The organism is Vibrio tarriae (assembly GCF_002216685.1).
Lineage (GTDB): Bacteria > Pseudomonadota > Gammaproteobacteria > Enterobacterales > Vibrionaceae > Vibrio > Vibrio tarriae.
In genome coordinates this window covers 301198-313031 of the sequence record NZ_CP022352.1, presented here as the reverse complement: position 1 = coordinate 313031, position 11834 = coordinate 301198, and the positions used below count along the sequence as shown (strand labels likewise).

General features: G+C 49.8%; 7 protein-coding genes. 6 read left to right on the top strand and 1 reads right to left on the bottom strand.

Translation table 11 applies throughout. The features are described 5' to 3' along the window. The first annotated feature begins 60 nt into the window (after positions 1-60). The 6 genes from CEQ48_RS01975 (at position 61) to CEQ48_RS01950 (ending at position 10545) form a co-directional block, all read left to right on the top strand. Positions 61-2202, top strand: a complete 2142-nt coding sequence (locus CEQ48_RS01975; RefSeq protein WP_089070026.1) for a TRAP transporter permease — start codon at positions 61-63, stop codon at positions 2200-2202. After that, entirely contained in the window at positions 2199-3410 is a 1212-nt protein-coding gene (lhgD, locus tag CEQ48_RS01970) for an L-2-hydroxyglutarate dehydrogenase (protein ID WP_089070025.1), read from the top strand. Before CEQ48_RS01975 ends, lhgD begins: the two co-directional genes overlap by 4 nt. A 371-nt stretch (positions 3411-3781) precedes the next feature. Continuing rightward, positions 3782-7519 carry a M66 family metalloprotease gene (locus CEQ48_RS01965; RefSeq protein WP_089070024.1) on the top strand — a complete coding sequence of 1246 codons (3738 nt, stop codon included), beginning with the start codon at positions 3782-3784 and terminating at the stop codon, positions 7517-7519. A gap of 147 nt (positions 7520-7666) precedes the next feature. Beyond that, positions 7667-8173 (top strand): peptide deformylase, encoded by a 507-nt coding sequence (gene def, locus CEQ48_RS01960; RefSeq protein WP_000279461.1) that lies wholly within the window; start codon positions 7667-7669, stop codon positions 8171-8173. Between the two features lie 149 nt (positions 8174-8322). Further along, entirely contained in the window at positions 8323-9654 is a 1332-nt protein-coding gene (locus CEQ48_RS01955) for a ferredoxin reductase family protein (protein WP_089070023.1), read from the top strand. Positions 9655-9660: 6 nt separating this feature from the next. Continuing rightward, the gene (locus CEQ48_RS01950; RefSeq protein ID WP_089070022.1) at positions 9661-10545 is read left to right on the top strand and encodes an ATP-binding cassette domain-containing protein; all 885 of its coding nucleotides are present in this window, start codon (positions 9661-9663) and stop codon (positions 10543-10545) included. A gap of 42 nt (positions 10546-10587) precedes the next feature. Here CEQ48_RS01950 and CEQ48_RS01945 read toward each other — a convergent pair whose 3' ends face one another. Beyond that, positions 10588-11802: an aromatic amino acid transporter gene (locus tag CEQ48_RS01945; RefSeq protein ID WP_198301111.1), complete on the bottom strand. Its 1215-nt coding sequence runs from the start codon at positions 11800-11802 to the stop codon at positions 10588-10590. Positions 11803-11834 lie beyond the last annotated feature (32 nt).

Sequence of the window (11834 nt, the reverse complement as noted above, 5' to 3'; positions counted from 1 at the left end):
TGCCATACGGCCGCTTCGCGGGGGGATATGGCTTAGTTGTCTCGCTGTTGGAGTAACGCAATGAGCAATTCAGTAGAACAAGAACTGGAAAAGTTCGAAGTGCCGACCCGTACCCGTTTTGGCTGGGTCACGCGCACGATTTCCGTACTGTGTGTGCTGCTGTCACTGGCGCACATTTGGTTTAATACGTTATCCACGTGGTCAGAATTGTGGATTTCGGCTATCCACTTCGCGGGGTTCGCGATGATTTGCGCGCTGTGGTATCCCGCCTTGCCTCGTTGGCGCGAGAGCAAAGTTGCGCTGGCGTTTGATGTGTTGTTAGCGCTGCTGGCGCTGGCGTGCTTGATCTATTTGATGCTGGCAGAAGATGCACTCTATGAGCGCGGCGTGAAATTTGTCACCAGCGATTGGGTGTTCTCAATTCTCGCGATCTTGATTGTGATGGAGATGATCCGCCGCACCATGGGTTGGTTTATCCCCACGCTGATTTTGATCTGTCTGACCTATGTTTCGGTCTGGGGCAAATGGGCTGGCGGCATTTTCCATTTCCCCGGCTTAAGTGCCGAAACCCTGCTCTATCGCAGTTTCTATTCCTCGGAAGGCATGTTTGGCTCGATTGCGGCGATAAGCTGGAGCTTCGTGTTCATGTTCATCCTGTTTGGTGCCTTCTTAGTGCGCTCTGGTGTCGGCGATTACATCATGGATGTGTCACGCGCTGCGGCAGGTAAAGTGGTGGGAGGCCCCGGTTTTATTGCTGTACTGGCTTCGGGTTTGATGGGGTCGGTGTCTGGATCTAGTGTCGCGAACACGGTCTCTACGGGTGTCATCACCATTCCCATGATGAAAAAAGCGGGCTTTCCCGCACGTTTCGCCGCAGGGGTGGAAGCCGCAGCTTCGACCGGCGGGCAACTCATGCCGCCGGTGATGGGCGCAGGCGCGTTCATCATGGCGTCGTACACGCAAATTCCGTATGTGGATATTGTCGCGGTGTCGTTTATTCCTGCACTCATCTATTTCCTTTCTGTTGCGTTTTTCGTGCGGATTGAAGCCAAACGCATGGGCGTGCAAATTGTCGCGGCGAGCCAAGAGCCGTTTATGAAAGTGCTGCTGTCGGGTTGGCATAACTTGATCCCGCTCGCCGTGTTAGTGACCTTATTGGTGGTAGGCTTTACCCCAACGTACGCGGCGGGCTTGTCGATTCTGTCGGTGATTGTTGCTTCGTGGTTTTCCAAAAATCACAAAATGGGTCCTAAAGCGATCATTGAAGCGTTGGAGCAAGGGGCGAAAAACATGGCGACGACCGCGGTATTGCTGGTCGGTATCGGCTTGGTGATTAATGTGATCAGTACAACGGGCATCGGCAATACCTTCTCATTGATGATCAACAACTGGGCGAATGGCGATCTGCTGACCATGTTGGTGCTGATTACCTTGGCCTCTTTGGTGCTTGGTATGGGGCTGCCAGTAACAGCAGCGTACATTGTTTTGGGTACGCTTTCGGCCCCTGCGCTGTACAAACTGTTGGCCGAAAGCCAGTTGGTGGACTTAATGGTTTCGGGGCAATTACCGGAACAAGCCAAAGCGATTTTCATGCTGGCGGCGCCGGATCAATTGAGCTTGCTCAATGCACCTATGGCGGCGGAAAAAGCCCATGAGCTGATTAGTCTTGTCCCCGCGGATTTTGTGGAAACCTTGCTACAACAAAGCTTAGGGTTAGAAGCGATTGGTCTGGCTCTGCTTTCGGCGCACCTTATTATCTTCTGGCTCTCGCAAGACAGTAACGTGACGCCACCGGTGTGTTTGACGGCCTTTGCAGCGGCCACCATCGCCAAAACCCCGCCGATGCGCACCGGATTTACCGCGTGGAAAATTGCCAAAGGCTTGTATTTGGTTCCCGTGTTGATTGCCTATACCCAACTCATCAGTTGGGATGCGACCACGGTTGTCACCATCGGCATCTTTGCGATTTTTGGCACTTACGCCATGATTGGCGCGATTGAAGGCTATCTGGAAGGGCAGCTGAATCTCTTATGGCGTTTGCTGCTGGCGGTGATTGGTGTGCTGCTGGTGTGGCCAAATTTGCCAATGTGGATCCGTTTAGTCTGTGTGGCGCTGTTTATCGCTATCTTTATCTACTCTGGAAAAACGGCAGCGCGTGTTGAGCGTGCCCACAGCGCAGTACGGGGAGCAAAATCCGCATGACTTATGATTATGTGATTGTTGGCGGTGGGATTGTCGGCGTCTCCACGGCTTGGCAGCTTAAACAGCGTTATCCGAAAAAATCGGTGCTGTTGATTGAGAAAGAGGCGGGGTTTTCCCGCCATCAAACCGGTCACAACAGCGGAGTGATCCATGCGGGGGTTTATTATGCTCCCGGCAGTTTGAAGGCCGATTTTTGTAAGCGAGGGGTCGAACGCACCTTGGCGTTTTGTGCACAAAACAATATTCCAGTGGAAAACTGTGGCAAGTTACTGGTGGCCACCAATGAGCAAGAACTCGAACGCATGCACGCACTCTATGATCGCTGCTTACAAAATCAGATTGATGTTGAAAAGCTGGATGCTGTGCAGTTGAAGCTGGCGGAGCCCAATATTCGTGGCTTGGGGGCGATCTTGGTGAAAGCGACCAGTATCGTCAATTATCGTCTGGTGACAGAGAAAATGGCTGAAGCCTTTATGCAGTTGGGGGGTGACGTGAAAATTGGCACGGAAGTGGTGGGCTTGGAAGAAACGCCATCCTTGGTCACGCTGACTTGCCAACAGAAGAACCAACGCGTGAGTTATCAGACGCGATTTCTAGTGACCTGCTCGGGCTTAATGGCCGATCGCTTAACCAAGATGCTCGGTTTGCCGACCGATTTTCAGATCATTCCTTACCGTGGCGAATACTATCGTTTGGCCCCCAAGCATAACCAAGTGGTGCGCCATCTTATCTACCCGATCCCCGATCCTGAATTACCGTTTCTCGGCGTACATTTAACCCGCATGATTGATGGCAGCGTGACCGTTGGCCCCAATGCCGTACAAGGTTTTAAGCGTGAAGGTTATGGTAAATGGAATGTTAGCCTACGCGATGTGTGGGATATGCTTCGCTTCCCCGGCTTTTGGAAAGTGAGCACTAAGCACTTTAAAACCGGCATGGTTGAAATGAAAAACTCATGGTGGAAAGCGGGCTATTTACAGTTGGTACGTAAATACTGCCCAAGTATTGAACTGACCGATCTTGAACCTTACCCTGCGGGCATTCGTGCACAAGCGGTATTAAGTGATGGCACGCTGGTGCACGATTTCTTGTTTGCCGAAAGTCCGCGCAGTTTGCATGTGTGTAACGCGCCTTCTCCAGCGGCCACTTCCGCAATGCCAATCGGCGAATATCTGTGCGACAAAATCGCGGAAAAATCGCTCGCTTGAACCTCTCAATGCCCATCAATGAAGGTGGGCATTTTCTTCACCTCGAATTGTAAAGTGCTTACATATCATTATCTTTAATTGATTGTTGTGTAACTATTTGCTGATTTCATGTGTAGTTATTTGCATGTTTTTTGGCACGGATTCTCATTTTTAAGAAACCATCTTCACAGAGTTGGAACCCTTATCTCGTTGTCGATGTAGTGAATCTACCGAAATGCCATTCGGTAACTAATAATAAATCCGTAACTCGGTTGTCTATGTCCGGAACCTATTGTGGTGTGAATACCCTAGGTTTCGAGGGTTACTGCGGCCGAAATTCAGGTCACATCACGCACGCTAACCACAAGAAAAACAAAATGAGAAATCCAACCATGAACAAGAAACCATTAACGCTTCTGATAGCTGGGCTATTGGGAAGCACATCGGCGTGGGCGCAACATGAGCTCACGCTAGTGCAGATCGGCGAAAAAACCGTTGAGCGGCTAGAATCGATTAAAGCGATGGCCGAACGCGGAGAAGGGGTGTTTGAGCGCAATGGCGAACGCTGGATCCGTTACAAAGGGACGGACTATCGCCTGAGCTACAAAAATGATCTGCAGTTCCCTTTTCTGCCTTATCAAGGCGGCGATGATACGCCTTATCGCAACGTGATTGACTTTGTCGATCAGAGTTGGGAATTCATGATGTATGACGGCGGTTTTTATCTCATGAGCCGCGAATTTGGTGTTTACGAATCAGACGAGCAAGGCTGCTTTATTGAATACATTCCTGCGTCACACGGCTCTAAGCGCGCCGATGGCAGCTACATTTGGGAGCGCGATGTCATCTATCGCACCGAAACCAATGATTGCGGTGCGTTAGTCAAGCCAGAGATTGCCTCGTTAACCGTTTCGAGCCTGTCTGATGCTGGTGTGTCATTTGACTGGCTTGGGCAAAACGAAACGGACTCAGTGACACTCACGGTTACCAACCTCAGTGATCACAGTGATGTTCGTCGTTATGACCATGTTTCCGCGGGATTCTTTGTGGGTGGGCTTAAGCCAGAAACCCAGTATGAAATTGCCATCAGTTCCTGCAGTCAGGTCGATTGCGCTGAGCCGAAAGTGGTGCGCTTCACGACTCAGGAAGCTCGAGTTGGCTTTGCTGATGAGATCCCAACCCCGAACCATTTGCAAGGCAGTTTAGAAGGCGGGTTGAGCATCACGCAAACCCATACTTCGGTTGCGCCCAAGGGCAATGAGCTGACTGGGCAAGGCCATCTCGATGCGATCATGCATCGTGAAGCTTTACTGCTGTTTACGCCGCAGCAAGGTGAGGAGATTAACCAAGTCCGCGCCGACGTGTTACTCGATGGCGAAGTAGTGCAAACCACCCTGATGCTGCCGCCCAGTGCTCTGGCTGCGTCGGATCAGCCAGAGAATGGTCGCATGAAAGTGGTGTTTTCGCATCATGCATGGTCGCTGCCCCTGCAATGGGATTGGATGAAGCCGGGACTATCGCTGCGCCTGACTGACAACTTAGGCCGTGAGGGTGTGCTCAGCCAAGGTGAAATCCAGTTTGGCGGTGCGCCTGAGTTGGTGATCCAGAACATCGATATCGGCATGTTAATGCCACCGCGGGATCGCAACACCATGATCCAAAATTTGCCTACGCTTGCGGCGGATTATTTCCAGAAAATTCCTGCCTCTAAACTGGTGATGGCCGATTATACCCCTGCGCATTTCCCAGTCGTGACCATGCCAAACGGTGTGGTGTATACCGATAAGAGTGCAAGTACGGGCGGTTGGCACAGCGGTGATATGCGTGAAGCGATCGGTAAAGCCATGGTCTCTACGGGTATCAACAATGCCAACGTCGGTATTGTGAGCAGTGCGGGTTATTCGCAGCAGTACAATCGACGTTTTAACCACATCACTGCCCATACCAACGTGGGCATCTACACCAAAAAAGACACGGATTTGCCGCAAGTCGTCGTGCATGGCGGCAGTGGTGGCGGCGGCATCGTGACATTGGAGGCGACGACAGGTAACGAGTGGTCTCATGAGCTTGGGCATAACTATGGCTTAGGTCATTGGCCGTACATGGCCTCGATTCACGATATGGAGTCCGGCTGGGGTTGGGATGCGTTCCACCAACGCTTTATTGGTAACTTACACTGGAAAGGCGATGTTTACACTCAACAGCAAGGTGATGATATTGTGCCACCGTTTAAAGATGCCTTCCGTTTCTTACGTGATGCGCAAAATGGCGGAGAGCAAGAGTACGTTGGCACCATCAGCCGCTTTACCTTGGAGCATCCGGCTCAGTCGCGCAAAGCACAGCGTTGGATGAACAACGGCTTCAACCTAGATAGCAGCAGCCCAAGCGGCTATGTGCAATGGGATCAGGCGACGCAACGTTATAAAGCCGTCGAAACGGATACAGCCAAACCCCAGCAAGTGGGTGTGCCGGTAGTGACCTTATTGGGGATTTACGATCCGCAGAATGAGAACCCTAGCCAAATCTATCCTCTGGTTTATTCAAATTATGGCAACCTGTTTGAGCTGCCACAGCCAGAGCAAGGTGAGTATCAGCTAGAAGGTTGGCAAGCGGCAGCTCACTTGACTCAGGCACAGCTCGATAGCGATATTTGGCAAACATTGCGCATGGATGGTGAGCAGCAACGGCTGTGTAAGTTTACTTTCCAAGCGGCCAATGGCGATCGCGCTCAGTTTGTTGGTGGTGTGGAAGCCAGTACTGACCGCTGTTCTGCTGGACGTGATGTGAAGTGGAATATCAATATGAACATGACTTCTGCGCCAGGCGATTATGAGCTGCTCTCTAAGTATGGTCGTGGTGCGGTGACGTACACGCCGACGGCCGATGTTGGTGAAGTCAACCTATGCACACTCAATAAGTCAGGACAGGATCACGATGGCGCCGGATTTGTTGTCGGCAACCAATGTGAACAGATCACAGGGGTGATGCATAAAAATGGTCAAACGTGGCGATATGCGCTCCGTGGCAATGAGGTGTTGCGTCCAACCTATCAGGCTCAGGGCCAGTGCCAATTAGATGTTGAGTTTGCTGGCGGTGTGCGTGAGCAAGTGCAATTGAGTGCCTCTCGTCATGCTGGTAATGAAAGTAACAAGTTCCACGTTAACTTATCGATGGAGCGTGGGGTTCCCACGCAAGTGAGCCTGCACTGTTCTAACCGCGAGGGTGAGACGGAGTTGACTCGAATGACGCCAGATCAGAATCCGCCGCTGGATAAGCTCAAAGGTCCAATCATCATCGGTCAGGAATACGGTTACAGCCAAGTCATCGATATGACGAAAACCTTCGCCCAGAACCAGACTTTGCTGAACACGGATTTTGCGACCATCGCTGAGTTTGATGCGTTTGTGGCCGAACACTATGGGCGCGGCGTGCTCAACAATGGTGTGACAAAAGCGGAGCGCCGTGCAGGGGCGTTGTATGTTTACCCGAATCCAGAAACGGGCACGCGCGACTACTTTGTGATGCGCACGCTTGAAGCTGGGGCGTTCCCGACCGACCAAACCAGTGATCAAGGTTGGAAATACCTTGGTTCGGCAGATGATCACGTTAACTTTGCTTTCAACCCAATCAAGCTCAACAGAGCCGAGGGTGTGAGCGTTGAAGCACGTGTGCAAAGCTACTTTGGTGTATCTCGCTTGCTGACATGGGATGAACGCACCTCAACCACGTGGGACAACGCTTCTAACGCAGTGTTTGTTGGTCAAATCGAGGGGGAAAACCATTACTTCATCCAAAAACGTCCGGGCGAAGGGGAGGCATTCCCAACGCGCGGAGCGTCAAACCAAGATTGGATTTGGCTAGGCAGTGACTCTTCTATTCAAGAGACTCTTACTGAGCTCAATCGCGATCTGGCCAGCTTTGAGCGGATGCTGCTGGAATGGTATCAACAAGACACTATGGGCGTGTGGGGCAGTGATGGTCAGCGTGGCAACGTGAACGATATTTATCAATATGCGTTTAGAGGTGGCTACCACTACTACCGCTTAAAAGTGACGAAATACGGTTATTTTCCTTACCCAACCGATCCCAATCCAACCAATGGACACTGGGAATATCTAGGCCAGTTTTAAGTTATTCATTGCAAAGCCAGTCGTTTGACTGGCTTTATTTTTTCGCCAAACATTGTTTTTGCAACTATCGGCCTTGGTTTACAACTGGGAGAGAAAACACTATCTTACGCCGCGTTATTTTTATTCAACTAATGCTCCAAGGAAACCATGGCTGTTCTAGAGATTCTTACTGCACCCGATCCAAGACTTCGTGTTCAATCCAAACAGGTCACGGATGTGGCCTCAGTACAAACCTTAATTGACGACCTGCTTGATACCCTGTACGCCACGGACAACGGTATTGGTCTGGCAGCGCCGCAAGTAGGCCGCGAAGAAGCGATTGTGGTGATTGATTTGTCAGACAATCGTGACCAGCCACTTGTGCTGATCAACCCAAAAGTGGTCAGTGGCAGCAATAAAGAGATGGGTCAAGAAGGTTGCCTATCGGTGCCAGACTACTACGCGGATGTGGAGCGTTATACTTCTGTCGTGGTGGAAGCGCTGGATCGTGAGGGTAAGCCACTGCGCATCGAAACGAGCGATTTCCTTGCCATTGTCATGCAACACGAAATTGACCACCTTTCTGGCAATCTGTTTATCGACTATCTATCACCACTAAAACAGCAAATGGCGATGAAAAAAGTCAAAAAACATGTGAAGAATCGCGCACGTTAATCGTGACACCTTGATTATTTCAAAATAAAAAGGCCGCCTGTATAACGGGCGGCCTTTTTGATCTTTACTCAACTTTACCCTTCTGCGACAGCGCTTTACATTAGGTTTGTTACTCTAAAATAACCTTATTGATAAAGCGGAATTAGGTTATGAGCAGGGTTAAATATACTCTCTGGGTAATGGTTGGCATCGTCACTCTGTTATGGGTACAGGCTGAACCTACACTGTTTGGGTCAACAAACTTATTTCAGTGGCGATCAGGTTTAGTGCAGTTCTCCGGTATTCTGGCGCTCATGTTGATGTCGTTGGCGATGTTATTAGCGCTACGTTTACCTTCGGTAGAACGCTGGACGCGTGGCATAGACAAAGGCTATCGCATTCATAAATGGCTCGGGATCACCGCGCTCTTACTGGGGATCTTGCATTGGCTGGCTTACCAGATTCCTAAATGGCTCATCTCACTCGAACTACTGACGAAACCCGCCCGCCTTAACGGCACTGGTCCACATGGTAACCTATCTGGTTTGGCTTTATGGCTGAAAGAGGCTAAGCCTTTGGCGATGGAAGTCGGGGAGTGGGGATTCTACGCCTTGATTGTGCTGTTGGTGGTTTCGCTTTGGTCGGCCATTAAATACAAACCGTTTCGACTGACTCACCGCTTGATGGCGGTGGTGTATTTGTTGATTGCTTTGCACAGTGTGATCTTGCTGAAAAAAGCCTATTGGGGCGAGCCAATTTACTGGCTAACAATGCTGTTTATTGTGGTGGGTTCATGGGCTGCATGTTATAGCTTGCTCGGTTTAGTTGGTCGACAATCTCGTTATCCGGCTCATGTTGAGGCGTTTCATTACTGCCCTAACAGTCAAACCTTGGATTTAACCATTCAGTTAGATAAACCTTGGTTAGGCCACAAGGCTGGGCAGTTTGCGTACTTAAAGTTTGCCGGTGAAGAACCACATCCGTTCACCATCGCCTGTGCTCATCAGGGCTCCCAACTTCGCTTTTTGATTAAAGAGCTGGGTGATTTTACAACGGGGCTGCATCAGCGCTTACAAAACGGAGAAACTTTGGAAGTCGAAGGCCCTTATGGCAAGTTTGATTTTTCGACTCAGCAACCTCAGATTTGGATCGGTGGTGGCGTTGGGATTGCGCCATTTATGGCTGGACTCGATTGGTTAATGACGGAGAGAGCACATCCACCAGTACATCTGTTTTTCTGTTGCCATCAAATGGATCCGAATTTGTGCGCAGAACTTCGCCACAAAGCGCAGTTGGCTGGAGTTTTATTAACCATCATAGATTCGAGTGTTGATCCTCATCTGTCAGCGGATGACATTGCGCGCCGATGTGGAGATTTAAGCCGTTTCGAAATCTATTTCTGTGGGCCAATCGCATTTTCTAATAGTCTGAAAAAAGCGCTTAAACCGTACCAAGTTGACCTGCCGCGCCAGTTCCACGAAGAGCAATTTGTCATGCGCTAATTTCCTTTGCATTGGTTTGAAGGAAACTACGCTCACTATCAACAGCAATGGCAGCGACAACAAGAGGCGCTGAGTCGGCGTGTGGTTCAATTACAAAATGATCAGAAAGCGATTGAGCGTGAAATACAAAAGAGTCAGGAAAAGGCGCAAAAGCGTGCCAATCAAGGTGCTAAAGCGCTGAAATCGGGTAGCCAACCGAAAATATTGATGGATGCGAAAAAGAACAGTACCGAGAAAATCCGCTCTGCGGCGTTAGTGAACGATCACAACCAACGCCAGCGAAATCAGCAGCAATTGCAAGGGTTGCAATCGACGTTGGTGCGAGAGTCGGATCCCAAACTTTATCTTACCGAGATCAGTAACGGTAAAAAACGTACCTTGTTGAGTGTCGAGAATTACCGCGCTGACGGGGTTAACCATTTACCACTGACTTTGCTTCTAAGGCAGGGAGAGCATTGCCGTCTTTCGGCTGCCAATGGAGGCGGTAAAAGCCGTTTTCTGAAAGCGGTTGCGAGTTTGCATGATGAATATCAAGGCCATATCCAGCGCAACGCGCCTGTGATGTATCTCGATCAGCATTATGGGTTAGTGGATTTAAACCAGTCACTGCTCGACAATTTGACGGGGATTGGTTTTCGGGGAGACACGGTGTATCGGCTTGCCAAACACCTCAGTGGCGGTGAAAAAATGAAATTGGCGATGCTCATGGTCAGCCATGTTGCCAATGAACCTATTTTGCTGCTCGAGGAGCCTGATAATCATCTCGATTTGGAGTCCAAACAAGCCTTAGCCAAGGCACTGGCGCATTACCAAGGCGCATTGATTATCGTCAGTCATGATGATTATTTTGTGGCAGAAGCGCAGGTAGAAAAATGCTGGAGTCTTGAGTAACAAGTGAATAACCACCTACTTATTAAGTAGGTGGTTATCATTTTACCCAGTAAAAGTCGGTAACCAATTGGCCATCGCCATCATGTGGAAAACCGCAGTCAGCACACCAAAGATCAACACGACACCCAGCGCCACATTACCACCTGGTACAACAAAACCTTGTGCTCCATTGGCTAAAGTGCGCGATTTACGCGCAAGCAGTACTGGGATAATACAGGCCCAAATAGTGGCGGCTGCGCCTGCGTAACCGATCGCAATGATAAAGCCGAATGGGAACAGCAAAGAGAGAATGAGAGGTGGCAAAAAGGTGACCAGCCAAGTTTTGGTACGCCCTTGTTTACAGTTGCTGAACTGAAATAAATCGGCCAGAAAATCAAATACGCCTAAGCCAACGCCGATAAAGGAAGATAGGATCGCGGCCATCGAAAAGGCGTTGATCGCTTGTGAGACTTTCTCCGACTCCACCACCGAACCTAAGGCTTTTAAAAGCACATCCACATTCCCACCTTGCTGTATGACAGGCGCAAAATCGGCACGAGGTAAATTGCCAAAAATGCTGAACAGCCAAAGCGCATAAAGACTTAACGCAATCACTGTGCCTCCCAAAATCGCGTACTTGGCTTTGTGCTCTTCGCCGTAATAGGCACGCATGGATGAAACGGAGTGATGATAACCAAACGAGGTCAGCGCAACGGGCAGCATTGCCATCGCATAAGGAGCGTACTCACCACTTTTATTTAGGGTGTCAAATAGGATGGATGTTTTCACATTGATCGCTAATCCTGAAACACCAAAAATAAAGCTCAGAACCATAAACACGATCAAAATAACCGAGATACGATCCACTGCGCGAGTCGAATGCCAAACGAAAGCGGAAAATACCGCCACGAAGAGTATCGAGGCTATTTTGCTATTGATATGCAGTAAATCCTGCAAAATCAAACCAGAAGAGGTGATGTAGGCGTACAGCAAGATGCCGCCGACAAAGTAAACGGTCAGGTTGTTAAAGCGATTGATATGGCTGCCTAGCATATCTTTGGTCACGGTATTAAACGAGACTCGAAGATCATAGTGTTTAAAGGCTTCAAGTAGCATCCAGCCTGAAAGCGTCATGACCGCCATGGTTAAAGCGAGCGCCAACATAGACCAGAGAGTCCATGCTCCGGCACCTGCGCTGGGGAGACCAAGCATACCAGCACCTACGCAGACGCTGGCAATAATGCAGGCTCCCCCAAACAGAGAGGGTTGTTTCGACATGATAAAATCCTTGGGTTTCACGTTATTGTTGA

Excerpts from the sequence above, each read along its gene's own strand:
- CEQ48_RS01975 (WP_089070026.1), top strand. The coding sequence starts at position 61 with ATGAGCAATTCAGTAGAACAAGAACTGGAAAAGTTCGAAGTGCCGACC.
- lhgD (WP_089070025.1), top strand. The coding sequence starts at position 2,199 with ATGACTTATGATTATGTGATTGTTGGCGGTGGGATTGTCGGCGTCTCC.
- CEQ48_RS01965 (WP_089070024.1), top strand. The coding sequence starts at position 3,782 with ATGAACAAGAAACCATTAACGCTTCTGATAGCTGGGCTATTGGGAAGC.
- def (WP_000279461.1), top strand. The coding sequence starts at position 7,667 with ATGGCTGTTCTAGAGATTCTTACTGCACCCGATCCAAGACTTCGTGTT.
- CEQ48_RS01955 (WP_089070023.1), top strand. The coding sequence starts at position 8,323 with ATGAGCAGGGTTAAATATACTCTCTGGGTAATGGTTGGCATCGTCACT.
- CEQ48_RS01945 (WP_198301111.1), bottom strand. The coding sequence starts at position 11,802 with ATGTCGAAACAACCCTCTCTGTTTGGGGGAGCCTGCATTATTGCCAGC.